This is a genomic window from Muricoccus radiodurans, from assembly GCF_050154705.1.
In the GTDB taxonomy this organism is placed as follows: Bacteria; Pseudomonadota; Alphaproteobacteria; order Acetobacterales; family Acetobacteraceae; genus Roseomonas; species Roseomonas radiodurans.
This window is the reverse complement of record NZ_CP189561.1, coordinates 5,939,474-5,962,881: the sequence shown is the minus strand read 5'-3', so window position 1 is coordinate 5,962,881 and position 23,408 is coordinate 5,939,474. Positions and strand designations below refer to the sequence as shown.

Genomic DNA, 23,408 nt, shown 5'->3' with positions numbered 1-23,408 from the left:
GATGCAGGAGGATGGCGCGATCAGGCGGTGGAGGAGGCTGCGCCGAGGGTCCGGACGCGCGGATCGGCGGTCAGTTCCAGCAGGTCCAGTTCCTCCTCGATCGCGTGGAAGGCGTCGTCGCCGATCGTGCCGTCGCCGCGCAGCGCCTCCAGATGGTCGCGCTGCGCGGCAACGGCCCGATGCTGGAGAACCGAGAGCGCGGGCGGTGCGCCGTCCTGCGGCGCCTTCCCTTCGGCGCGGGCGGCGTATTCGCGGCGGAGCAGGTCGCGCTCCTCTCCGGGTGGGGCGCTGTCGATCAGCCGGAGCGCGGCGCGCGCGGTCGCCTCCCGCGCGAGCGCGATCTCGCGCTCCACCGTGCCGTCATCGGCCAGGCCGAGGCGGCGCAGCAGCGGGCCGAGCGTCAGGCCCTGAAGCACGAGAGTCGCGAGCACCACCCAGAAGGCCGCGAAGACGATCGCGTCGCGCTGCGGGAAGCCATCGGGCAGCGCGAAGGCCGTGGCCAGGGTGACGGTGCCGCGCATCCCGGCCCAGGCGAGCAGTACGCCCGCCCCCACCGTCGGGCGCGGCTGACCGCGGCGCGCGCCGAAGTGCCTGTGATGCCAGCGTAGCACCGCGTTCCCCGCCATCACCCAGGCCAGGCGGGTGAGGATGACCGCGACCGACACGGCGAGGGCGAGCAGCGCGTAGCCCGCCCATTCCCCGTCCATCCGCGCGAGGATCGCCTTCAGCTGCAACCCGATCAGCAGGAAGGCGAGCGCGTTGAGGACGAAGACCGCCACCTCCCACACCGCGTAGGAGGCGATGCGGCGGCGGGCGCTGATCCGGCGCGGGACGATCCGCGCGAGGGTCATGGCATAGGCCACGACCGTGATAATCGCGGAGAGGTGCAGCGCCTCCGCCGCGATCCAGACCCCGAAGGTGCCGAGGAACTGGAGAAGGACGGAGATCGCCGTCTCGCGAAAGAGCCGGGCGAAGGCGATGTAGGCCCGCGCCGCGAGCCAGCCGAAGAGCGCGCCGCCGCCGGCGGTCACCAGCAGCGCCGGCAGCGCCTCCCCGGCGGAGAACGACCCGGTGATCGCGGCCGCGACGGCCAGGCGGTACACGAGCAGGGCGCTGGCGTCGTTGAAGAGGCTCTCGCCTTCCAAGATGACGAGAAGCTGGTGCGGCGGGCGCAGGCGGCGCAGCACCGCGCTGGCCGCCGAGGCGTCTGGCGGCGCGACGATGGCGCCGAGCGCGATCGCGGCACCCCAGGGCATCTCCGGGATCAGCCATCGCGCGACGCAGGCGACGCTGACGATCGTCAGGCCGACCGCGACGAGGGCCAGGCTGGCGACCGAACGCAGATTCGCCCGCAGGTCGCGCGGTGAGGCGTCATAGGCCGAATCCAGCAGCGTGGGCGCGACGAAGAGCGCCAGCGCCAGCGCCGGGTCCAGGGTGACGACCGGCAGGCCGGGAACGAAGGCCGCCAGCGTTCCCGCCAGCGCCAGCAGCGCGGGATAGGGCGCGCCGATCCGGTCCGCCCAGGCCGAGAGCACGGCCGCGGCCAGCAGCAGGGCGATGACGGTCTCGAACACCTCCACGCGCGCGGGCTCCGGCTATCCGCCGCCAGGATGGCAGCAGGCCCGTGCCCGGCCAATGCGCCCTTCCCTGCCCCGGCCGGGCGCGGCAGGCTGCGGGCAACGAACACTGGGGGACGCCTGCCCATGACCACCCGCCGCGCCGTGCTCGCCGCGCCGCTCGCCCTACCCTTCATCCGCGCGGCCTCGGCCCAGGGCACCTGGCCGGAGAAGCCGGTGCGGATCATCGTCCCCTATCCGCCGGCCGGCTCCACCGACGTGCTGACGCGCATCCTGGGGGAACAGCTCCAGCAGCGCCTCGGCCAGACCTTCGTCATCGAGAACAGGGCCGGTGCCGGCGGGAACATCGGGATGGACGCGGTCGCGAAGTCGCCGGCCGATGGCTACACGATCGGTTCCGCGACGATCGGCCACTTCTCGATTAACCAGTACCTCTATTCCCGCATGTCCTGGGACGCGGACCGGGACTTCATCCCGGTCGCCCTGACCTGGGAGTTGCCGAACGTCGCGGTGGTCAGCACCCAGCACGTGCCGGCGCGCACGCTGCAGGAGTTCATCGACTGGGCGAAGGCGCGGCCGAACGGGATCTCCTACGGCTCGCCGGGCGTCGGCACGACGCCCCACCTGTCCGGGGCGCTCTTCGCGTCGCGGCTGGGGCTTCGAAATGCGGAGCACATCCCTTTCCGCGGCGCCGCGCAGACCATCCCCGCCATGCTGTCCGGCGACGTGACGCTCGCGATCGACAACCTCGCCTCCTACGTGCCCGTGATCCAGGAGGGACGCATGCGCGCGCTGGCCGTCACCTCCGCGGAGCGCTGGCCGACGCTGCCGGACGTGCCCACCATGGCGGAGGCGGGGATGCGGGACTTCGTCGTGACGTCCTGGGCCGCCTTCGTGGTCCCGGCCGGCACGCCGCGGCCGATCGTGGACCGGCTGAACAGCGCGCTGCGTCAGGTCGCGGCCGATGAGCGAGTGCAGCAGCGCTTCCTCCAGGCCGGGGCGCGCGTGCTATGGTCCACGCCCGAGGACGCCGCGGCCCGGGGGCGCGCCGAGCGGCCGATGTGGCAGGAGGCGGTCCGGATCAGCGGGGCGCGGGCGGAGTGACGGGATGCGCGGGTTGCCCCAGGGAGAGCTCTGCCATCCCTGGACCCACCCGCCCGGAAACCCTGTTTCCTGGACCTTCGTTCTTTCACGTCCTCGGTCGGGAGCGGGTCTGAAGCCCCCTCCCGACCGAGGACATGGAATGGGTTCCAAGGGACTGGTCCCTTGGCGGATGGGGCCCGGGGAAGGCAGAGCCTTCCCCGGAGGCACGGGCGCACCCCCGTGACCTCGCTCGTGGACCGGCTGGCCGAGCGCATCCTGGACCACGCGCGCGCCGCCGCGCTGCCCGGCGGGGCGGCGTTGCGGGAGCAGGCGCTGGCGGATCGGTTCCGGGTCTCCCGCACGCCGGTGCGGGAGGCGCTGCGGGTGCTGGCCGAACGCGGGGCGGTGCGGATCGAGCGGAACCGGGGGGCCTTCCTCGCGGCCCCGGTCACGCGCGCCGCGGCAGCCCTGCGCGTGGACGACGATGCCGATTACGTGCGGCTGGCCGAGGACCGCCTGCGCGGGGAACTGCCGGAGCGGGTGAGCGAGGCGGAGATGGGGCGGCGCTACGGCCTGTCCCGTGCCCGAATTCTTACCCTGTTCGGGCGCATGGCGCAGGAGGGCTGGGCGGAGCGGCTGCCCGGCCATGGCTGGCGCTTCCTGCCGATGCTGACGGACGCGGCCGCTTATGAGGATGGCTACCGGTTCCGGATGGCCGTGGAACCGGCGGGTTTGCTGTCGCCGGGTTTCGTCGCCGATCCGGTGGTGATCGCGCGTCTGAGGCGGGAACAGGGGATGCTGATCGCGGGCGGGCTGGCCAAGCTGCCTCGCACGGAGGTGTTCCGACTCAACGCGGGCTTCCACGAGGATCTGGCGGCCCTGTCGGGGAACGCCTTCTTCGTGGACGGCATCAAGCGGGTGAACCGGCTACGGCGCCTGATCGAGTACCGGAAGTTCCTCGACAACGAACGGCTGCGGTCCCAAGGGGAGGAACACCTGGCCCTGTTGAACCTGATCGAGGCCGGGAAGCGGGAGGAGGCAGCGGCCTTCCTGCGCCGGCACCTGGAGGCGGTGAGGCACCTGAAGCTGGAGGACGGCGTGGTGCGAATTGTACCGGCGCGGGGCTAGTTGGGGCCAGATTGTATTTCTGATTGCGAAGAGCAATCAGCGCCGCCATCTTCCGCGGCCGAAAAGAGGGGGAAGCGCATGGACATCGTGGTTCTGCCGGGCGACGGCATCGGCCCGGAGATCACCGAGGCGACGCTGGAGGTACTGCGCGCCGCGGATGCGCGCCACGGCCTGGGCCTGACCTTCGAGACGCACGACATCGGCTTCAAGTCGCTGGAAACCCACGGCACGACACTGCGGCCGGAGGTGTTCGAGCGGGCGTGCCGGGCGGACGGGACCATCCTGGGGCCGGTCTCGCACCTGGACTACCCGTCGCGCGACAAGGGCGGGATCAACCAATCGGCGGAGTTCCGGGTGAAGGCGGACCTCTATGCCAACATCCGGCCCGCGCGGTCTCGGGAAGGGCTGCCGCATTACGGCCGCACGCCGATGGACCTGGTGATCGTGCGGGAGTGCACGGAAGGCTTCTACGCCGACCGCAACATGCATGTCGGCATCGGCGAGTTCATGCCGACCGAGGACATCGCCCTGGCGGTGCGGAAGATTACCCGCAAGGCCTCGGACCGCATCGCGCGCACGGCCTTCGACCTCGCGCGCGGGCGGCGGAAGAAGGTGACGGCCGTCCATAAGGCGAACGTGATGAAGGTGTCGGACAGCTTCTTCCTGTCCTGCGTGCGGGCGGTGGCGAAGGAATATCCGGACGTCGCCTATGACGAGCTGATCATCGACGCGACGGCCGCGCTGCTGGTGCGGGACGCCGCGCGGTTCGACGTGATCGTCACCACGAACATGTTCGGCGACATCCTGTCCGATGAGGCGTCGGAGCTGTCGGGGTCGCTGGGGCTGGCCGGGTCGGTGAACGCGGGGGACACGGCCTGCGTGGCGCAGGCGCAGCACGGGTCGGCGCCGGACATCCAGGGGCAGGACCGGGCGAACCCGACCTCGCTGATCCTCTCGGCGGCGATGATGCTGGACTGGATCGGGACGAAGCGCGGGAATGCGGCCGCGAGCGCGGCGGCGAAGAGCATCGAGGCGGCGGTGGACAAGGTGCTGAACGAGCCGTCGCAGCGCACGCGGGACCTGCCCGGCGGGACGCTGGGCACCGCGGCCTTCGGGCGGGCGGTGGCCGCGGCGGTCGGGTCGGCCTGACCGCCATGGAGGAGGATCGCGGCGCGGCGCTGTTTCCGGGATGGGAGGCGCGGCGGGTCGCGACCTCCGGCGGGGCCTCCATCTTCCTGCGGCACGGGGGCTCCGGCCCGCCGCTGCTGCTGATGCACGGCAACCCGCAGAGCCACGTGATCTGGCATCCCGTGGCACCGAAGCTGGCAGAGCGGTTCCACGTCATCGCCATCGACCTGCGGGGGTACGGCGACAGCGATGGGCCCGGCGATCTCTCCCAACCCGTCTATGACGCAGCGGACTACACCTTCCGGAAGATGGCGCAGGACGCCGTGGACGTGATGGCGTCCTTCGGTCACGCGCGCTTCCTCGTCTGCGGGCATGATCGCGGGGCGCGGGTGACGCACCGGCTCTGCCTGGATCACCCCGAGGCCGTGGAGCGGGCGGCGCTGCTGGACATCCTGCCGCAGCGGCATCTCTGGGCGAACGTCAACGCGAAATGGGCGATGAAGTCCTGGCACTGGGTCTTCATGCCGCAGGGCGACGGGCTGCCCGAGGCGATGATGGAAGGGGTGGACCCCGAGTTCTTCATGCGCCGCAAGATCGGGAAGCCGGGCGTCGGCATCGGCATCTTCGATCCGCGCGCCTATGCGGAATACGTGCGATGCTTCACGCCGCGCACCATCCGCGCCTCCTGCGCCGACTACCGCGCGACCGCGACGCTGGACCTGGAGATGGACGAGGCGGACTACGTGGCCGGCAAGCGCATCGCGTGTCCGGCCCTCGTGCTCTGGGGCGCGGGAAGCCACACGAAGGCCGTGTTCGACGAGCCGCTGCGGGTCTGGCGGGACTACGCGGCGGACCTCCGCGGCGCGGGCGTGGCGGCGGGGCACTACCTCGTGGAGCAGGCGCCGGAGGAGGTGCTGTCACACCTCCTCCCCTTCCTGTCCGGGTAGGCCGGGAATGAACGCGGGAGGAAACAGGATGAACATCGGACGGCGGGCGGCTCTCGGGGCCGGGCTGGTGCTGGCGGCGCCGCGGATCGTGCGGGCGCAGGGATTTCCCAGCCGGCCGCTGACACTGGTGATCCCCTTCGCGGCCGGCGGGGCCTCGGACATCCTCGCGCGGGTGCTGGGGCAGCGGCTGAGTGTCGTCCTCGGCGTGCCGGTCGTCGCCGACAATCGCGGCGGCGCCGGCGGTACGATTGGGACGGAGGCCGTGGCACGCGGCGGGCCGGACGGGCACACGATCCTCTGGGCGCATATGGGGACCATGGCGGTCGCGCCGCATGTCTATCCACGGCTGGGCTATGATCCGCTCCGGGATCTCGCGCCGATCTCCGTCGTGGCGCGCGTGCCGATGGCGCTGGTGGTGAACAAGGACCTCGGCGTCCGGAACCTGGCGGAGTTCATCGCCCTGGCGAAGGCGCGTCCGGAGGAGATCAACTACGGGACCGCCGGGCAGGCCAGCAACACGCATATCGGCATGGTGGCGCTGGAGGAAGCGGCCGGAATCAAGCTGACGCCCGTGCATTACCGCGGGTCGGGGCCGGTCATGACCGACCTGGTCGCGGGCACGGTGAAGGCGACCTTCACGGGGGCGCCGGCCGTCGTGTCGCTGGTGCGGGACGGGACGATCATCGGACTGGGTGTCTCGGGGCGCAGGCCCGTGGCGGCGTTGCCCGGCGTCGCGCCGGTGGGCCAGACCGTGCCGGGCTTCGAGGTGACGCAGTGGCACGGCATCGCCGCGCCCGGCCGCACCCCGCCGGACATCGTGGCCAAGCTGAACGAGGCGGTGGTCGCCGCCGTGCAATCGCCGGAGATGCGGGAACGGCTGGCGGCGGAGGGCGCCGATCCCGACCCGACCACGCCGGAAGCCTTCCGCGCCCTGGCGACGGAGGAGACGGCGCGCTGGGGCGTGCTGATCCGCCGCGTCGGGCTTCGCGCGGAATAAGAAGATCCAGGGAGGAGACAAGAATGAACCGCAGGACGCTGCTCGCCGCGGGGGGCACGCTGGCGCTGCCCCTGCCGGCCCTCGCGCAACCGGCCTGGCCCCGACGGCCGATCGTGCTGGTGATCCCATCGGCCGCCGGCGGCGCGACGGACACGGTGGGGCGCATCATCGCGCAGAAGCTGACCGAATCCCTGGGCGTCTCGGTCGTGGCGGAGAACCGCCCCGGCGCCGGCGGCTCCATCGCGACGGAGTACGGCGCCTTCGTTCCGCCGGACGGGCATATCCTGACGCTCGGACAGCTCGGGACACTGGCCGTCAACCAGCACCTCTTCCGCGTCCGCTTCGATCCGTTACGGGACTTCGTGCCGGTGGCGCTCGTTGCGCAGGTGCCGTCCATCCTGGTGGTGAACCCGAAGATGGGCACCCGCACCGTCCAGGAATTCGTCGCCTACGCGAAGGCGAACCCGGGCAAGGTGAATTACGGCTCGGCCGGGGCGGGCAGCGCGACGCACATCATCATGGCCGCCTTCCAGGAGGCCGCGGGGATCGAGCTGACCCATGTGCCCTATCGCGGCTCGGGTCCCGTCATGACGGATCTCGTGGCCGGCAACATCGACTGCGCCATCACCGGCACGCCGGCCGGCGCGCCCTTCGCGCGGGCGGGCACGCTCTGGGCGCTCGTCGCCACCTCGCCGCAGCGGCTGGCGCTGCTGCCGGACGTGCCCACGGTGGCGGAGACGATCCAGCCAGGCTTCGAGGGGATGCAGTGGTTCGGCATCATCGCCCCGGCCCGCACCCCGCCGGAGATCGTCACCCGGCTGAACCAGGCCGTGAACGAGGCGGTGGTGACGCAGGAGGTCCGCCAGCGCCTGGCCGACGAGGGCGCCGATCCCGACCCGCGCACGCCGGAGGCGTTCCGCGCCCTGATCGCCGCCGAGATCGAGCGCTGGGGCGCGCTGGTGCGGCGTCAGAACATCCGGGCGGACGGGTAGTCCCGCTTCCACCGCGGCGCCGGCCGGCGCCGCGGTGGTGCGAGCCCCGTCAGCCCCCGTCGCGGCAGGCGCAGACGAAGGCGCTGTCGTAGAATTCCCGGAACTCGACCAGCTTGCCGTCGCGGAGCCGGTGGAAGTCGGCCTTCTCCAGCTCGAACTCACGGTCCGAGCCATGGAAGGCGAGGCGGAGCTTCGCGAGGGCCACGACCCATTCGCCCTGCGCGATGACGTGCTCCACCGTGTAGGACCGGACCTGAACCGTCTCATCCAGCCGGGAGAAGTAGGTGCCCACCCCGGCCGTGCCGTGCCAGGTCCCTGACCAGGGCAAGCCGCCCCCACCCGCGGAGATGAAGGTGAGGTCCTCGGCCATGGCATTGAAAAAGGGGGCGCGGTTGCCGGCGGCGTATTCCGCGTAGAGCCCCTGGAGCAGGGCGACATTCCCCGCCGCTTCGGTGTCGCTCATGCCCTCGCCTCCACTTTCCCGCCGAAGGATGTTGCGTCCCAACGAGAGTTGCAATGCCGGAACGGATGACGGGGTGGGTGTCACCCCGGCGTGCCCACGCTACATCCCGCCACGATGGCCTCCGTCGCGCCCCGCCTGTTGCTGCCCGAGGCGCCCTCGCTCGTCGCCGGAGTCGGCCGCGCGACCCTGCTGACACCGGACGGGGAGATCGAGACCCTCTCCCCCGCGACGCTGTCCCGGCGGCTGGACGATCTGCCGCCGCCGATCCTCGTGCACGCGCCGGCCACGGCCCGCCGCCTCGGGCTGCCGCCCTTCCCCGTGGCCTACGACCTTCTGGAGCTCTTCGCCTTCGCTCTGCCCGCCCAGCCCGCCCCGCCCACGCCGCGGGGCCTGGCGCTCGCGCTGGAGCTGGAACCGCCGAAGGACGAGGAAGCCGCGGCAGTTCTGCTGTCGGAGATCGCGACGGCGATCCTGCGGCGGCTCGCGGCGGCCCGGCACGCCCCGCACAACCGGGATGCGGGCCTGCTGGCGGCGCAGTTGCGGGACCGGGTGGACTGGCCCTGGGCGGGCTCGGTGCTCGCCGCGCTCGGCCAGCCGGAGGCGCGGCCCTCCCCCGATCCGCTGAAGGTCTGGCGCCGGCTGCCGGACTGGGAGGAGACGGCGCCGCCCACGCCGCCGGCCTCGGTCCCGATCGCACCGCTGGAGGCGCGGCGGCGGCTGGCGGAGATCCTGGGCGACTTCGCGGAGCAGCGGCCGGCCCAGGCCGACTACGCCTCGGCCGCCGCGCTCGCCTTCGCGCCGCGGGAGGTGGAGGGGCAGCCGCATCTGGTGCTGGCCGAGGCGGGAACGGGAACGGGCAAGACGCTCGGCTACATCGCGCCGGCGTCCCTCTGGGCAGAGCGGAACGGGGCGCCGGTCTGGGTCTCGACCTACACGCGGAACCTTCAGCGGCAGATCGACCAGGAGCTGTTCCGCCTCTACCCCGACCCGGAGGAGCGGCGGCGGCACGTCGTCATCCGCAAGGGGCGGGAGAACTACCTCTGCCTGCTGAACCATGAGGAGGCGGTGAGCGGCGCCCTGCCCTCACGCCTGCTCGCGCTCTCGCTCGTCTCGCGCTGGGCGCTGGCGACGCGGGACGGGGACATGCAGGGCGGCGACTTCCCCGGCTGGATCGCGGAGCTGTTTCCCTGGGGGCACGTGGCGGGGCTGACCGACCGGCGGGGGGAGTGCATTCACTCCGCCTGCCCGCACTGGCGCCGCTGCTTCGTGGAGCACTCGATCCGGCGGGCGCGGTCCGCGCGGCTGGTGATCGCGAACCACGCGCTGGTGATGGTGCAGGCGGCGCTCGGCGGCGGGGAGGACCGGCCGGCGCTGCGCTATGTCTTCGACGAGGGGCACCACCTGTTCGACGCGGCGGATTCCGCCTTCTCCGCCGAGATCAGTGGCGGCGAGATGGCGGAGCTGCGCCGCTGGCTGCTGGGCGCGGAGGGCGCGCGCGGCCGGGCGCGCGGGCTGCGCCGCCGATTGGAGGAGGTGACCGGCGACCACCCTGCCCTGCTGCCCCTGGTGGAGGAGGCGCTGCGCCATGCCGGGAGTCTACCCGGGCCAGGCTGGGGATCGCGGCTCTGGGACGATCCGGAGGAGCAGCCGGTGGATGAGGAGGGCGAGCCCATGCCCGGCCTCCCCGCACGCACCAACCCGGGCGAGCGGTTCCTGCGCGTCGTCGAGCGGCAGGTGCTGGCCCGCAGCGCAGAGGCCGATTCCGGCTACGACGTCGAGTGCGACCTGCACCCGCTGAACCCCGGGGTGGCCGAGGCCGGCGCGGCGCTGGAGGAAGCGCTGGGAACGATTGAGACACCGCTGCGCGCCCTGCACGGCCGTATTACCGGCCTGCTGGAGGACCCGGACGCCGAGCTGGAGACGGGCGACCGCATCCGTCTGGACACCGCCCGCCGTGCGGTGGACCGGCGGGGTCTTCGGCCGTTGGCGGCCTGGCGGTCCATGCTGGCGTCCCTCGCCGGCCGGCCGCCAGAGCCGGGGACGCGTCCCGTGCATGTGGACTGGCTCGCGCTCCTGCGCCGGGACGGGCGGGTGATCGATGCGGCGCTGCACCGTCACTTCCTGGACCCGACCCAGCCCTTCGCGACCGTCGTCGCGGCACCGGCGCATGGGCTGCTCGTCACGTCGGCAACGCTCCGCGATTCGGGGGAGCCCGATCCGGAAGCGGCCTGGGAGGAGGCGGAGGCGCGAACCGGGGCGAGCCACCTGCCGGCCCCGGCGGTGCGGGCCGCGGTCCCCTCCCCCTTCGACTACGAGCGGCAGACCATGGCGATCGTGGTGACGGACATCGCCCGGGATGGTCCGCAGACGGCGATGGCGATGGAGCGGCTGTTCCGCGCGTCCGGCGGCGGGGCGCTCGGGCTGTTCACCGCGATCCGGCGGCTGCGCGACGCCCATGCCCGGATGGCGCCGGGGCTGGAGGCGGCGGGCATCCCGCTCTACGCCCAGCACGTGGACGCGATGGACAACGCGACCCTGGTGGACGTGTTCCGGGCGGAGGAGGATTCCTGCCTTCTTGGCACAGACGCGCTGCGGGACGGGGTGGACGTGCCCGGACGGTCCCTGCGGCTGCTGGTCTTCGACCGGGTGCCCTGGCCGCGACCGACCATCCTCCACCGGGAACGGCGTCTACACCTCTCCGGGGCGCGGCCCAAGGCCTATGACGACGCCATCGCCCGGCACCGGCTGCGGCAGGCCTTCGGGCGGCTGGTGCGGCGGGCGGATGACCGGGGCGTCTTCGTGCTGCTTGATTCGCGCGCCCCGACCCGGCTCATGGCCGGCCTGCCCGCCGGAGTTGTGCCGCGGCGCATGGCCCTGGCGGAAGCGGTCCAGACGGTGAGCCGCTTTCTGAACAGTGATGCCCCGAGTGATTGACGGCGGCGGGCCGGAGGGAGAAGCCTTCGACCCAGAATGGACACGCACATGAACGCCGAGCCCGGACCGCTGGCCCCCACCCGCTTCACCGCCCAGGAGGCGCTGGTCTGCGCCATGGTGCTGATGGGCGTCTGCGACCGCGCCATGTCGGACGCCGAACTCGCCACCATGTCCCGTCTGGTGGCGGAGCTGCCGGTCTTCGGCGACTTCCACCCGAACGAGATCGAGACGGTGACGGAGGCGGTGCTCGGCCTGATGGAGCGGGCTGACGGGCTGGACCGTGCCGCCGAGATGATCCGCGACGCCCTGCCGCAGCGCCTGCGGGAGACCGCCTATCTCCTCGCCTGCGAGGTGGGCGCGGCGGATGGCGACCTGTCGCAGGAGGAGCTGCGCTTCCTCCAGGATTTCCGCATCACGCTCGACATCGACCGGCTGATCGCCGGGGCGATCGAGCGCGCGGCGAAGGCCCGGTTCCAGATCCTGTAGCACCGGCCGCCCGCCGCGACGGCGCCGGCGCATCCGCCCGATCTCCGCCTGACGCAAGCGCGGACGGGCGGCGAAACGGGCCCCCACCCCGCGCGTTGCAACCCCGACATGCGACGGGGAGACACCGCGATGGCCGAACAACCTCAGCACCGGCACGGCCGAATCCATGCCAGCTTCGAATCCCACGCGGATGCGGAGGCCGCGGTCGGCTATCTGCGCGGCGAGGCGATCCCGGAGGAGCTGATCACCCTTTCCACCGGCGGGCCGACGCCGGACCCGCAGCCCGCCGTCGTCGCGCAGCCCTCCACGAATGAGGCGCTGCAGGAGGATGAGCACCGCAACCTGCGCGCGCTGGGCACCGGGATCGCGGCGGCCGGGGCGGGCATGGCGGCGGCGGGCGTGGTCATCGCCACCGGCGGCGCCGCGCTGCCGGCCGTTGCCGCGGCGGTGGCGGCCGGCACCGGCGCGGGGATCGCGAGTGAGGGCGTGGCGGCGGCTGCCAACCCCGACGTGAAGCCGGATTCGGAGAAGGCGGTCGCGACGATCACCGTCGCGCCGCAGAGCGCGGACCAGTCCGTGCGGGCCGCCGGGATGCTGCGCCGGTCCCGCGCGCTGAAGGTGTGGGAAGACCCGGTCTGACCGGCCGGGTCAGTCGGGCAGCAGGCGCTTGACGGAGGGAGCGGGCGTCTTCGGGCGCTGCTCCGCCTCGTAGCGTACCTCCTCCCCCTTCCTGAGTTCGCGGCGCCCCGCGGCTTCCACCGCGGAGGCGTGCACCATCACGTCCGGTCCGCCGTCATCCGGTCGGATGAAACCGTAGCCCTTGTGGGGCTGGTACCAGATCACCGTGCCGGTCGGCATGTTTCGGCCCCCTGACTTAGATCATCTGCCGCAAACAAGGCTGACGCGAAGAAGGGCGGCCCGTTGCCGGACCGCCCTTCCCCGATACCGCCGATCGGCGCCGGCCGGGAACCCCGGCCGGCAAACCCATCAGAAGTCCATGTCGCCCATGCCGCCCATGCCGCCGCCGGGGCCGCCGGCCGGGGCCGCGGCCTTCGCCGGGCGCTCGGCCACCATCGCCTCGGTGGTGATCAGCAGGGAGGCCACCGAAGCGGCGTCCTGCAGCGCGGTGCGCACGACCTTGGTCGGGTCGATAATGCCGGCGTCCACAAGGTTCTTGTAGGCGTCGGACTGAGCGTCGTAGCCGTGCTCGTAGGTCTCGGTGCGGAGCACCTCACCCGCGACCACCGCGCCGTCCTTGCCGGCGTTCTCGGCGATCTGCTTCGCCGGCGCCTGGATCGCGCGGCGCACGATCTCGATGCCGACCTGCTGGTCGCTGTTCTCGCCCTTCAGGCCGCCCAGACGGGTGGAGGCGCGCAGCAGAGCCACGCCACCGCCGGGGACGATGCCCTCCTCGACGGCCGCGCGGGTCGCGTGCAGCGCGTCGTCCACGCGGTCCTTGCGCTCCTTCACCTCAACCTCGGTCGAGCCGCCGACGCGGATCACCGCGACGCCGCCCGCGAGCTTGGCCAGGCGCTCCTGCAGCTTCTCGCGGTCGTAGTCCGAGGTGGTCTCCTCGATCTGCGCCTTGATCTGCTCCACGCGGCCCTGGATGGCCTCCTTCTCGCCGGCACCGTCGACGATCGTGGTGTTCTCCTTCTCGATCCGGATCGTCTTCGCCCGGCCGAGCTGGTTCAGCGTCACGCTCTCGAGCTTGATGCCGAGGTCCTCGGAGATCACCTCGCCGCCCGTCAGGATCGCGATGTCCTCGAGCATCGCCTTGCGGCGATCACCGAAGCCCGGCGCCTTCACGGCCGCGATCTTCAGACCGCCGCGCAGCTTGTTGACGACGAGCGTGGCCAGGGCCTCGCCCTCGACGTCCTCGGCCACGATCACCAGCGGACGGCCGGACTGCACGACGGCTTCCAGCAGCGGCAGCATCGGCTGCAGCTGGGAGAGCTTCTTCTCGTGGATCAGGACGTACGGGTTCTCGAGCTCGGCGACCATCTTCTCCGCGTTCGTGATGAAGTACGGGGAGACGTAGCCGCGGTCGAACTGCATGCCCTCGACGACGTCGAGCTCGGTCTGGATGCTCTTCGCTTCCTCGACCGTGATGACGCCCTCGTTGCCGACCTTCTCCATCGCCTGGGCGATCATCTCGCCGATCTCGGTCTCGCCGTTCGCGGAGAGCGAGCCGACCTGGGCCACCTCGGCGGAGGTCGTGATCTTCTTCGTGTGGGACTTCAGGTCCTCCACGACGACGGCCACGGCCTTGTCGATGCCGCGCTTCAGGTCCATCGGGTTCATGCCGGCGGCCACGGCCTTGGCACCCTCACGGATGATGGCCTGGGCGAGCACGGTGGCGGTGGTGGTGCCGTCGCCCGCGATGTCGTTCGTCTTCGAGGCCACTTCGCGCACCATCTGCGCGCCCATGTTCTCGAACTTGTCGTGCAGCTCGATCTCCTTGGCGACGGTCACGCCGTCCTTGGTGATCCGCGGCGCGCCGAAGCTCTTGTCGAGCACGACGTTGCGGCCCTTCGGGCCGAGCGTGACCTTCACCGCATCGGCGAGGATGTCGACGCCGCGGAGCATGCGCTCACGGGCACCGGCGCCGAACTTGACGTCCTTGGCAGCCATTCTCTGTCTTCCTTCTTCTCGTTGTGGCTCAGGCGGCCTTGGCGAGCGTGGAGTTCTCCACGATGCCCATGATGTCGGACTCCTTCATGATCAGGAGCTCCTCGCCATCGAGCTTCACCTCGGTGCCCGACCACTTGCCGAACAGGATGCGGTCGCCGGCCTTCACGTCGAGCGCGGTGATCTCGCCCTTGTCGTTGCGGGTCCCGGTGCCGACGGCGATGACCTCGCCCTCCTGCGGCTTCTCCTTGGCGGTGTCGGGGATGATGATGCCGCCGGCGCTCTTCTCTTCGGCCGTGACGCGGCGAACGAGAACGCGGTCGTGCAGGGGACGGAACTTCGTCATGCGGTCCTCTCCTGAGCCTTTGAAGTGGGGTGGACCCGGCCGGGGCGGGCGCCGTTAGCACTCGATCCCGGCGAGTGCCAGCGATCTAGGGGATCAGCCCCCCTTTCGTCAAGGATCGGCAGCACTCTCAGTGCAGGAGTGCCAATGCATTGATCGGAAACATTTTTTGGCTTCGCGCATTGATGTTGCGTGGCACCATTCGATGGTCGGGCGGCCACCCGCCGCCCCGATCAGGGGAGACAGGCATGCTTCTGCGGGACATCGAGCGCGTCGTCCGGATTCCCGACTGGCGGCTGACCACGGCCGAGATCCTCTACCGGATGCCGGACCACCCGAAGGTTCTCCAGACCTTTGTCTGGCAGAAGGTGGACCGGGCGCCGGGCTTCCCGGAACTGCACGGCTTCCTGGATTTCTGGGCACGCGAGATCCACGGGCCCCTGCACTCCGTGCGAGTCGCCTCCGCCGCGCTGTGGCGGCCGGCGGAGTTCACCTATGCCGAGGGACAGTTCCACCTGCACTGAGCCGAGTCAGCGACCCGGGAAGGCCGCCAGGACGACGGAGAGCGTGAGGACGGAGGCGACGGTCGTCATCAGCACGGCTGCCCCGGAGCGCTCCATGCCCACTGCGTAGCGCCGCGCCATGAGGAAGGCGTTGGCCCCTGTGGGCATGGCGGCGAGGGTGACCGCGACCGCGCTCTCCAGCGGAGACAGGCCGGCCGCGGCGCTGGCGGCCCAGACGAGGGCGGGCTGGAGGAAAAGCTTCAGCGCCCCGATCAGTGCCGCGTCCGCCCATTCCCGCCGGATCTCGAAGCTGCGGAGCGAGGCGCCGAGGCAGAAGAGAAGGATCGGCACCATCCCTCCGCCCAGCAGGTCCAGAAATCGCCGGACGGGCACGGGCAGGGGCGGCATCAGCAGGTGCCAGGCGAAGCCCGCGAGCACCGCCGCCACGATCGGGTGCGCCGTGACGGAGCGCAGCGTCGCCAGGGCGACCTTCACCGGGGATGCGCCGCGGTTGAGGTCCATCTCCATGATCACGGTCGTGATCGGCAGCAGGATGAGGGAGTGCAGTCCGATGATCGCGACGGCCACGGACACGCCGCCAGGACCATAGGCCGAGAGCACGATCGGCAGCCCGAGCATGAAGGTGTTGCCGAAGGTGCTGTTCAGCGCCAGCACCCCGCTCTCGGTCCAGCGCCGCCGGAGCAGCTTCCGCCCGAGCAGCAGGGCGACCGCATAGACCACCAGCACGCCGCCGAAGAACACCGCGCCGGCCCGGCCGCCCACCGGCGCCGAGCTGGCGCCCGCGAAGAGCAGCGCCGGGGCGCAGAGATAGAAGGCGAAGTCGTTGAGGGTCTTCAGCCCTTCGTCCGAGACCATCTTCCGGGTCGCCGCGCCGTAGCCGAGCGCGATGAGCGCGAAGACCGGCGCGACGAGGCCCAGCACCCCGATCACGGGATCAGGCCGTCATGTCCGCGATGAAGCCGGGCAGCCAGGGGTTGCGCGCGCGCTCCGTGCGGGCGGCACGCAGGATGGCGGCGACGCTGTCCACCGTGTCCTGGAAGTCGGTGTTGATCAGGACGTGGTCGAATTCCTGCCAGTGGGAGGCATCGTCCTGCGCCTTGCCCATGCGGCGGGTGATCTCCTCCTCGCTGTCCTGCCCGCGGGCCCGCAGGCGGCGCTCCAGCTCCTTGAGGGAGGGCGGGAGCAGGAAGACGCCGACGACGTCCTCCGGCATGGCGGCGCGCAGAAGCAGGTGCCCCTGCCAGTCCACGTCGAACAGCACGTCGCGGCCCTCGGCCAGCGCGGCCTCCACGGGCGCGCGCGGCGTGCCGTAGCGGCGGCCATAGACGGTGGCGCTCTCCAGGAAGAGCTTCTCGGCCTCCATGGCCAGGAACTCTTCGATCGAGTGGAAGAAATAGTGGACGCCATGCACCTCCCCCGGCCGTGCCGCCCGGGTGGTGGCGGAAATGGAGAGGGAGAGCTCCGCCTCGCGCGCCAGCAGCGCACGGGAGATGCTCGTCTTGCCGGCGCCGGAGGGGGCGACGAGGACGAGGCAGAGCCCGCGCCGGCGGCCCAGGGGCTGGGTCATTCCACGTTCGCCGACTGCTCGCGCAGCCGCTCGATCGCGGCCTTCAGGTCCAGCGCGATCCGGGTGAGCGCGAGGGAGCCCGACTTGGCGGAGAGCGTGTTCGCCTCCCGTCCGAACTCCTGGGTGAGGAATTCCAGCTTGCGGCCGACCGGAGCCGCCTCGGCCAGCAGGGCGCGGGCCGCCTCGACATGGGCGCCCAGGCGGTCCAGCTCCTCCCGCACGTCGGAGCGGGCGGCGAGCAGCGCGACCTCGGCGGCCAGCCGGTCCTCCGGCACGCGGCGCTCGCCCTCCAGCAACTCCGCCAGCACGGCGCTCAGGCGGGCGCGGTGCGCCTCGGGCTGGCGGGCGGCCTCCGCCACGGCCGCCCCCCGCAGCGCCTCGATCTCGTCCAGCAGCGTCGTCAGGATGAGGTGAAGCTTCGCCCCTTCCGCGGCGCGGGAGTGGAAGAGGTCCTCCAGCGCCGTGTTGAAGCCCGAGAGGATCGCGGCGCGGCGGGCGGCCTCGGCGGCCTCGTCCGGGATCTCCACCTCGGTCTTGAGGACGCCGGGCAGGGCGAGGACCGATTCGGGCCGTGCAGGGGCGGCGCCAGGGAGCATGGCCGCCACCTCCTCGACCAGCGCGATCGCCCGCTCCAGCGCGACGGGATCGGGGGTCAGGCGGGGCGCCCGATCCTCCCGCTTCACGGTCAGGTTGGCGCTGATGTTGCCGCGGGCGAAGCGGGCGGCCGCCGCCTCCCGCAATGGGCTCTCCAGCGCGTCCAGACCGGGTGGAAGTCGCAGCCGGACGTCGAGCCCCCGGCCGTTGACGCTGCGCAGCTCCCAGGCGAAGGAGGAACCGTCCGGCAGGGTGCCCGCGGCGCGGGCGAAGCCGGTCATGGATCGGATGGCCATGCGCGGCCCTTTGGCGCGGGAGGCGGTTTGGCGCAAGAAGCTCCCCACCCCTGGCCGCGCGCGGCGATCACCGGCGCCTCCTCCGGGATCGGCGCGGCGCTGGCCCGGACGCTCGCCGGGCCAGGCCAAGTGCTGCACCTCGCCGGACGCGATGCGGCGCGGCTGGCGGGCACCGCCGCAGCCTGCCGGGAGGCGGGCGCCGAGGTGGCCGAGACCGCCTTCGACGTGCGCGACGCCGCGGCGGCCGAGGCCTGGGTGCGCGGCGCCGGGCCGCTCGACTTGCTGATCGCCAACGCCGGCACCTCCGCCGGCACGGGGGACGGCACCGAATCGCCGTCCCAGGTCCGCGCCATCTTCGAGGTGAACCTGACCGGTGCGCTGAACGTGATGCTGCCGGCGCTGGAGGCGATACGCGCCCAGCCGCCGGACGCGGACAGCGTGCGCGGGCGGATCGCGGCGATCACCTCCATCGCGGCCTTCCTCGTCTCGCCCGGCGCGCCGGCCTACTGCGCCTCCAAGGCGGCGCTGCAGCGCTGGGTAGAGGCGACGGACCCCGTTGCCCGGCGCGACGGCGTTCGGCTCCACGCGGTCTGCCCGGGCTTCGTCCGCACGCCAATGACCGCGCCGAACCGCTTTCCCATGCCCCTTCTCATGGAACCGGAGGAGGCGGCGCGTCGCACGCTGGCCGGCATCGCCGCCGGCCGCACCCGGATCGTCTTCCCGCGCGCCATCTACGTGGCGGCGCGGGCGCTGGGGATGGTGCCCGCTCGCTGGCTCAGTGGACTTCCTGCGAAACGGTCGTCGTCGTAGGGCCGGTGGTCCGCGGCGCCGCCGCGGTGCGCCGGTCCGTGGCGCGGCGGGCCCAGATGTTCAGGCCCTCCACGCCGGCGGCGAAGGCCATGGCGACGTACACGAAGCCCTTCGGCATGTGATAGCCGATGCCCTCCGCGACCAGGACCATCCCGATCATCACGAGGAAGGCGAGGGCCAGCATCACGACGGTCGGGTTCTTCTCCATGAAGTTGGACAGCGCATCCATGGAGAGCAGCATCACCGCCACCGACACGAGGATGGCGACGACGATCACCCACATGACCTGCGTCAGTCCCACCGCGGCCAGGATGCTGTCCACGCTGAAGACCATGTCGATGAGGATGATCTGGAACACCGTCATGCCGAACGAGGCGGTGACGGCGTCGGCCTTGTGCGTCTGCTCCTGCGCGTTCGGGTCCACGCGGTGGTGGATCTCCGTCACCGCCTTGCCGATCAGGAAGAGGCCGCCGAGCAGAAGGATCAGGTCCTTGCCGGAGAAGCCGTAGAGAAGCGGCTGCGTCAGCGACATCAGCCAGCCGACGCCGCCGAGCATGCCCAGCCGCATCACCACCGCCAGGCCAAGGCCGATCAGGCGGGCGGAGCGGCGGCGTTCCGGTGGAAGCCGGTTCGTGAGGATCGCGATGAAGACGAGGTTGTCGATCCCGAGGACGACCTCCATCCCGATGAGGGCCGCCAGGGCGATGAGAACTTCGGCTTCCACGCGGAACATGTCCTTTCGTTAATGTGGCGCCTGTATGGGGGTGCAGCTTGGCCGGTGAAAGGGTCCGGCGTCGATCAACGGCCGCTTTTTCCCGTCGTGGCCAGCCAAACCCCTGCCAGCACCACCGCGCCGCCGGCCAGAACCCGCGTCTCCGGCCACTCCTCCAGCAGCGCCGCCCCGAACAGGGCGGCGAAAACCGGCTGGAGGTAGCCGGTCATCGAGGCGTCCGTCGCCCGCGCCCGTTGCACGAGGGAGAGGTAAAGGGTCAGTGGCACGGCCGAGGTGAGGACGCCGATCCAGAGCACCGCGACCCAGACCGGGACCGGCTGGGCCAGCGCCGCGGGCGGATCGAACAGCAGAGACAGGAGCCCCGCCCCCGTCGCCCCGAAGAGCTGCTGCCCCGCCGAGAGGGCGAGCGGCGAGCCCGGGCGGACCCGGCGCACATAGACGGTGCCGCAGGCATAGGAGAGCGCCGTGGCGAGCATCAGCCCCCCGGCCAGCAGCCCCGCCCCGCCGGCCAGGGCCGCGGGCCCGAGGATGATGCCGATGCCCACGAGGCCCAGCCCGAGGCCGAGGAAGGTGCGCGGTCCCGGCCGCTCCTCCGGCAGGAAGGCGACGGAGAGCAGCGCGACGAAAAGCGGCGCGACCGACTGGATGAGCGCGGCGGAGGCCGCGGCGAGGGTCACCAGCGCCGCCGCCGTCATCGTGTTCGGCAGCCAGCCGTTCAGCGTGCCCACGACAAGGCCGTTCCGAAGGAAGCCGCCCCGCAGCCCGGTCAGTGCGCGGGCGACGAGCGCCACCGCGATCACCGCCACGGCCGCCACCGCGCCGCGCGCGAAGCCCAGCGCGAAGGGCGACATGGAGCGGGCCGCGTAGCGCACGACCGGGAAGGCCGAGCCCCAGAGGGCGGAGATGAGCAGCAACCGCCACCAGAGCGGCCAGCCGCGCAGGAGCGCCGCCTGGGTCACGCGGATTCTGTCAGGCCTTGGTCAGCGCGCGGGGGCCGGCGCCGCAGGGGCCGCCTGGCCCGGGGGCGGTGCGGCCCCGCCGGCGCGGCCCCGCTCCACCTCCCGCCAGCGGGCGACGTTGCGGTTGTGCTCCTCCAGCGTGCGGGCGAAGGCGTGGCCGCCGGTGCCGTCCGCCACGAAGAAGAGAAGGTCGGTCGCCTCCGGCCGCGTGACGGCGCGCAGCGCCTCCTTGCCCGGGGCGGCGATCGGCGCCGGCGGCAGGCCGCGGTTGCGGTAGGTGTTGAAGGGGTGGTCGCGGTCCAGGTCCGCCCGGGTCAGGGGCCTGTCCAGCGGCGCCCCCTCCCCTGCCGCATAGGCCACCGTGGGGTCGGATTGCAGCGGCATGTTGCGGCGGAGGCGGTTCACGAAGACCGAGGCGACGCGGGGCCGCTCGGATTCCTGGCCGGTCTCGCGCTCCACGATGCTCGCCAGCACCAGCGCCTCCCGCGGGGAGGAGATGGGGAGGTCCGGCGCGCGGGAGGCCCAGGCCTCGCGCAGCGCCTCCTGCATGGCGGCGGTGGCGCGGCGGATGATGGCGGCGCGCGTCTCACCGTACTGGAAGAGGTAGGTCTCGGGCAGGACCGCCCCCTCCTCGATCGGCGGGGTATCGCCGGTCAGGCCGTCCGCGCGGTCGATCAGGGCGACGATCTGGCGGGCGGTCAGCCCCTCCGGGATCGTGAGGCGGCGCTGGATCGGCCGGGCCGTCCGCAGGACGACGAGCACGTCCCGCAGGGAGGCCCCGGCGGGAAAGACGTATTCCCCGGCCCGCAAGGCTCCCTCTCCGCGCGTCACGAGGGCGGCGAGGGCGAAATCACGGGGCGATTCCACGACGCCGGCGCGGCCGAGCGCCTCGGCAATCTGCTCCGTCCCGCCGCGCGGGACCAGCGCCTGGGCCGGGGCCTGCAGCGGCCCCGGCGCGGTGTAGCGGTTCCAGGCATACCAGCCGGCGCCGCCGGCCACGAGGGCGACCAGCAGGACCAGGACCAGCAGGGCGCGGAGAAACCACCTCATGCGCGCGCGCCGTCCGAGGGGACCGTTTCGTTCATGCCGGAGAGATGGAGCATTCCACCCGGATTGGCGAGCGGGTCTCCCGCGTCCGGGCCATCAGTCCCGCGTGGGGACGAAGGCGCGGCACTCCGGGGGCCAGCGCGGCGGCGAGGCGGACGCTGCCGGAGCAGCAGTCCAGCCCGTTCTCGCCCACGAAGGTGCGGGACAGCAGGCCGCGGGCTCCAGCCGCCGCATCTCCCCCTCCGCCGATCATGTCGGCGGAGGATCAATCCTGCGGCGCGCGGTCAAGCGCCGGTCAGGCGGCCTGGCGGAAGAGGATGGAGGCGTTCGTCCCGCCGAAGCCGAAGGAGTTGGACAACGCCACCTCGATCTTCCGCTCCTGGGCCTCGTTCGCGACGCGGTCGATGACCGAGGCGCGGGAGGGCTCGTCGAGGTTCAGGGTGGGCGGTGCCACCCCATCCCGGATCGCCAGGAGGGAGAAGATCGCCTCCACCGCGCCGGCCGCACCCAGAAGGTGGCCGATCGCAGACTTGGTGGAGGACATGGCAACACCCTTCGCGTCGTCCCCGAAAAGCCGCTCCACCGCTTCCAGCTCCAGGTCGTCGCCAAGCGGCGTGCTGGTGCCGTGGGCGTTGATGTACTGGACTTCGCCGGGCGCCGTGCCCGCGGAGGCGAGGCAGGCGGTCATGGCACGGAAAGCGCCCTCGTGCCCCTCGGCCGGGGCGGTGATGTGATAGGCGTCGCCGGACATGCCGTAGCCGATCACCTCGCCGTAGATCTTCGCGCCCCGCGCCTTCGCGTGCTCCAGCTCCTCGAGCACGAGGACGCCGGCGCCCTCACCCATGACGAAGCCGTCGCGATCCTTGTCCCAGGGGCGGGACGCCTGCGGCGGGGTGTCGTTGAAGCCGGTGGACAGGGCGCGGGAGGCGGAGAAGCCGGCCATGCCGAGCTCCGTCACCGCGGCCTCGGCCCCGCCGGCCACCATGACGTCGGCATCGCCCAGCGCGATGAGCCGCGCCGCGTCGCCGAGGGCATGCACCCCCGTCGCGCAGGCCGTCACCACCGAGTGGTTCGGGCCCTTGAAGCCGTACTTGATGGAGACGTGCCCGGAGGCGAGGTTGATCAGCGCGGAGGGGATGAAGAAGGGCGAGATGCGCCGGTGCTTGCCGGCGCCGATCTGGAGCGACGCCTCGTAGATCGTCTGCAGGCCGCCGATGCCGGAGCCGATCATCACGCCCGTGGCGCGGCGATCCTCCTCGTTCTCCGGCATCCAGCCGGAATCCTCGACCGCCTCGGTGGCCGCCACCAGCGCGAGCTGGATGAAGCGGTCCATCTTCTTCTGGTCCTTGACCGGGATCCACTCGGCCAGATCCAGGCCGCCATCGGCCTTCGTGCCCGCGGGCACGGTGCCGGCGATCTTCGCGGGCAGGTTCGCCACGTCGAAGGACTGGATGGCGCGGATGCCGGATTCCCCGGCCAGCATCCGCTTCCAAACGCGTTCCACGCCGAGACCGAGCGGGCAGGCGATGCCCATGCCGGTGACGACGACGCGACGGGGCGCGGACAGATGGGCAAACACGCTCTGGCTTCTCCCGCCGGAAGCATCTCGCCCGCCGCGGCGGGGGCGCTCCGGTCCTTGACTGGCGGGCTGTCCCGCGCGGGGCGGGCCGCCCCGTCCGGCCGCTGCGCCACGACCCCCGGGGGGGGGTCGCCGGCGCCCGGCCGGTCCGCCGATCAGGCGGTCTTGTGCTCGTCGATGTACTTGATGGCGTCGCCGACGGTGGTGATCTTCTCGGCGGCGTCGTCGGGGATCTCGACCCCGAAGGCCTCCTCGAAGGCCATGACCAGCTCGACCGTGTCGAGGCTGTCGGCACCGAGGTCATCGATGAAGGACGCCTCCGGCGTCACCTTCGCCTCCTCGACGCCGAGGTGCTCCACGACGATCTTCTTCACCCGGTCGGCGGTCTCGCTCATCGCGCTTCTCTCTCCTGCGGCGGTTCCCGCCGGTCCCGTGGCACCCCGGCGGGCCTCCGCCGGCGGTCTGATCCTGCGCCGGCGGCCGGGGTCCTGGTGGAGTCCCGGCGCCTGGCCGGCGCGGCGTCTAACATGGAAGTTTCACGCGTCAAAGAAGACGGCGTCCCTCCCGCCCGGAGCTTAGCGCCGGAACAG

Annotated in this window: 25 protein-coding genes; 11 read left to right on the top strand and 14 right to left on the bottom strand. The window is 72.0% G+C overall.

Annotation, left to right across the window (positions count from 1 at the left end; all coding sequences use genetic code 11):
• Positions 1 to 20 precede the first annotated feature (20 nt).
• Positions 21 to 1,580, bottom strand: coding sequence for a cation:proton antiporter (locus ACP6CK_RS27715; protein ID WP_426956565.1), 1,560 nt, complete (start codon positions 1,578 to 1,580; stop codon positions 21 to 23).
• 123 nt (positions 1,581 to 1,703) lie between these two features.
• Between ACP6CK_RS27715 and ACP6CK_RS27710 the strand changes: the two genes are divergently transcribed.
• The 6 genes from ACP6CK_RS27710 to ACP6CK_RS27685 all read left to right on the top strand — a co-directional run bounded on the left by ACP6CK_RS27710 (position 1,704) and on the right by ACP6CK_RS27685 (position 7,852).
• Entirely contained in the window at positions 1,704 to 2,681 is a 978-nt protein-coding gene (locus ACP6CK_RS27710; RefSeq protein ID WP_426956564.1) for a Bug family tripartite tricarboxylate transporter substrate binding protein, read from the top strand.
• 219 nt (positions 2,682 to 2,900) lie between these two features.
• A complete protein-coding gene (locus ACP6CK_RS27705) occupies positions 2,901 to 3,788 on the top strand; it encodes a GntR family transcriptional regulator (RefSeq protein ID WP_426956563.1) in 888 nt (295 codons plus the stop codon).
• A 78-nt stretch (positions 3,789 to 3,866) separates the two neighbouring features.
• Positions 3,867 to 4,937, top strand: a complete 1,071-nt coding sequence (locus ACP6CK_RS27700; protein ID WP_426956562.1) for an isocitrate/isopropylmalate dehydrogenase family protein — start codon at positions 3,867 to 3,869, stop codon at positions 4,935 to 4,937.
• A 5-nt stretch (positions 4,938 to 4,942) separates the two neighbouring features.
• A complete protein-coding gene (locus ACP6CK_RS27695) occupies positions 4,943 to 5,863 on the top strand; it encodes an alpha/beta fold hydrolase (RefSeq protein WP_426956561.1) in 921 nt (306 codons plus the stop codon).
• A 28-nt stretch (positions 5,864 to 5,891) separates the two neighbouring features.
• Positions 5,892 to 6,860 carry a Bug family tripartite tricarboxylate transporter substrate binding protein gene (locus ACP6CK_RS27690; protein WP_426956560.1) on the top strand — a complete coding sequence of 323 codons (969 nt, stop codon included), beginning with the start codon at positions 5,892 to 5,894 and terminating at the stop codon, positions 6,858 to 6,860.
• A 23-nt stretch (positions 6,861 to 6,883) separates the two neighbouring features.
• The gene (locus tag ACP6CK_RS27685) at positions 6,884 to 7,852 is read left to right on the top strand and encodes a Bug family tripartite tricarboxylate transporter substrate binding protein (protein ID WP_426956559.1); all 969 of its coding nucleotides are present in this window, start codon (positions 6,884 to 6,886) and stop codon (positions 7,850 to 7,852) included.
• A 49-nt stretch (positions 7,853 to 7,901) separates the two neighbouring features.
• Here ACP6CK_RS27685 and ACP6CK_RS27680 read toward each other — a convergent pair whose 3' ends face one another.
• The gene (locus ACP6CK_RS27680; protein ID WP_426956558.1) at positions 7,902 to 8,315 is read right to left on the bottom strand and encodes a nuclear transport factor 2 family protein; all 414 of its coding nucleotides are present in this window, start codon (positions 8,313 to 8,315) and stop codon (positions 7,902 to 7,904) included.
• Positions 8,316 to 8,429: 114 nt separating this feature from the next.
• On the opposite strand from ACP6CK_RS27680, the gene ACP6CK_RS27675 reads away from it, so the two are divergent.
• The 3 genes from ACP6CK_RS27675 (at position 8,430) to ACP6CK_RS27665 (ending at position 12,374) form a co-directional block, all read left to right on the top strand.
• The gene (locus ACP6CK_RS27675; protein ID WP_426959992.1) at positions 8,430 to 11,249 is read left to right on the top strand and encodes an ATP-dependent DNA helicase; all 2,820 of its coding nucleotides are present in this window, start codon (positions 8,430 to 8,432) and stop codon (positions 11,247 to 11,249) included.
• A gap of 48 nt (positions 11,250 to 11,297) precedes the next feature.
• Positions 11,298 to 11,735 (top strand): tellurite resistance TerB family protein, encoded by a 438-nt coding sequence (locus ACP6CK_RS27670; RefSeq protein WP_426956557.1) that lies wholly within the window; start codon positions 11,298 to 11,300, stop codon positions 11,733 to 11,735.
• Between the two features lie 129 nt (positions 11,736 to 11,864).
• Positions 11,865 to 12,374 carry a hypothetical protein gene (locus ACP6CK_RS27665; protein WP_426956556.1) on the top strand — a complete coding sequence of 170 codons (510 nt, stop codon included), beginning with the start codon at positions 11,865 to 11,867 and terminating at the stop codon, positions 12,372 to 12,374.
• Positions 12,375 to 12,383: 9 nt separating this feature from the next.
• On the opposite strand, the gene ACP6CK_RS27660 is transcribed toward ACP6CK_RS27665, so the two are convergent.
• The 3 genes from ACP6CK_RS27660 to groES all read right to left on the bottom strand — a co-directional run bounded on the left by ACP6CK_RS27660 (position 12,384) and on the right by groES (position 14,712).
• Positions 12,384 to 12,593, bottom strand: coding sequence for a cold-shock protein (locus tag ACP6CK_RS27660; RefSeq protein WP_426956555.1), 210 nt, complete (start codon positions 12,591 to 12,593; stop codon positions 12,384 to 12,386).
• Positions 12,594 to 12,722: 129 nt separating this feature from the next.
• Positions 12,723 to 14,369, bottom strand: coding sequence for a chaperonin GroEL (gene groL, locus ACP6CK_RS27655; protein WP_426956554.1), 1,647 nt, complete (start codon positions 14,367 to 14,369; stop codon positions 12,723 to 12,725).
• A 28-nt stretch (positions 14,370 to 14,397) separates the two neighbouring features.
• Complete coding sequence (groES, locus tag ACP6CK_RS27650) at positions 14,398 to 14,712, bottom strand: co-chaperone GroES (protein WP_426956553.1); 315 nt, start codon at positions 14,710 to 14,712, stop codon at positions 14,398 to 14,400.
• A 245-nt stretch (positions 14,713 to 14,957) separates the two neighbouring features.
• Here groES and ACP6CK_RS27645 point away from each other — a divergent pair, with 245 nt between their 5' ends.
• Complete coding sequence (locus ACP6CK_RS27645; RefSeq protein WP_426956552.1) at positions 14,958 to 15,233, top strand: usg protein; 276 nt, start codon at positions 14,958 to 14,960, stop codon at positions 15,231 to 15,233.
• A gap of 6 nt (positions 15,234 to 15,239) precedes the next feature.
• Here ACP6CK_RS27645 and ACP6CK_RS27640 read toward each other — a convergent pair whose 3' ends face one another.
• The 3 genes from ACP6CK_RS27640 to ACP6CK_RS27630 are packed head-to-tail and all read right to left on the bottom strand — an operon-like array spanning position 15,240 to position 17,690.
• Positions 15,240 to 16,163, bottom strand: coding sequence for an AEC family transporter (locus ACP6CK_RS27640; protein WP_426956551.1), 924 nt, complete (start codon positions 16,161 to 16,163; stop codon positions 15,240 to 15,242).
• Positions 16,164 to 16,167: 4 nt separating this feature from the next.
• On the bottom strand, positions 16,168 to 16,800 hold the full coding sequence (gmk, locus tag ACP6CK_RS27635; protein ID WP_426956550.1) for a guanylate kinase: 633 nt from the start codon (positions 16,798 to 16,800) through the stop codon (positions 16,168 to 16,170).
• The gene (locus tag ACP6CK_RS27630; protein WP_426956549.1) at positions 16,797 to 17,690 is read right to left on the bottom strand and encodes a YicC/YloC family endoribonuclease; all 894 of its coding nucleotides are present in this window, start codon (positions 17,688 to 17,690) and stop codon (positions 16,797 to 16,799) included. Before ACP6CK_RS27630 ends, gmk begins: the two co-directional genes overlap by 4 nt.
• A 27-nt stretch (positions 17,691 to 17,717) precedes the next feature.
• Here ACP6CK_RS27630 and ACP6CK_RS27625 point away from each other — a divergent pair, with 27 nt between their 5' ends.
• The gene (locus ACP6CK_RS27625; RefSeq protein WP_426956548.1) at positions 17,718 to 18,500 is read left to right on the top strand and encodes an SDR family NAD(P)-dependent oxidoreductase; all 783 of its coding nucleotides are present in this window, start codon (positions 17,718 to 17,720) and stop codon (positions 18,498 to 18,500) included.
• Here the strand turns inward: ACP6CK_RS27625 and ACP6CK_RS27620 are convergent.
• The 6 genes from ACP6CK_RS27620 to ACP6CK_RS27595 all read right to left on the bottom strand — a co-directional run bounded on the left by ACP6CK_RS27620 (position 18,466) and on the right by ACP6CK_RS27595 (position 23,213).
• Positions 18,466 to 19,224: a TerC family protein gene (locus ACP6CK_RS27620; protein WP_426956547.1), complete on the bottom strand. Its 759-nt coding sequence runs from the start codon at positions 19,222 to 19,224 to the stop codon at positions 18,466 to 18,468. The two genes, ACP6CK_RS27625 and ACP6CK_RS27620, sit on opposite strands and share 35 nt — an antisense overlap.
• 74 nt (positions 19,225 to 19,298) lie before the next feature.
• The gene (locus tag ACP6CK_RS27615; RefSeq protein WP_426956546.1) at positions 19,299 to 20,192 is read right to left on the bottom strand and encodes a DMT family transporter; all 894 of its coding nucleotides are present in this window, start codon (positions 20,190 to 20,192) and stop codon (positions 19,299 to 19,301) included.
• A gap of 21 nt (positions 20,193 to 20,213) precedes the next feature.
• A complete protein-coding gene (gene mltG, locus ACP6CK_RS27610) occupies positions 20,214 to 21,242 on the bottom strand; it encodes an endolytic transglycosylase MltG (RefSeq protein WP_426956545.1) in 1,029 nt (342 codons plus the stop codon).
• A gap of 31 nt (positions 21,243 to 21,273) precedes the next feature.
• The gene (locus ACP6CK_RS27605) at positions 21,274 to 21,492 is read right to left on the bottom strand and encodes a hypothetical protein (protein WP_426956544.1); all 219 of its coding nucleotides are present in this window, start codon (positions 21,490 to 21,492) and stop codon (positions 21,274 to 21,276) included.
• Positions 21,493 to 21,534: 42 nt separating this feature from the next.
• Positions 21,535 to 22,818, bottom strand: coding sequence for a beta-ketoacyl-ACP synthase II (gene fabF, locus ACP6CK_RS27600; protein WP_426956542.1), 1,284 nt, complete (start codon positions 22,816 to 22,818; stop codon positions 21,535 to 21,537).
• A 155-nt stretch (positions 22,819 to 22,973) separates the two neighbouring features.
• Positions 22,974 to 23,213, bottom strand: coding sequence for an acyl carrier protein (locus tag ACP6CK_RS27595; protein WP_426956540.1), 240 nt, complete (start codon positions 23,211 to 23,213; stop codon positions 22,974 to 22,976).
• Positions 23,214 to 23,408: the final 195 nt, after the last annotated feature.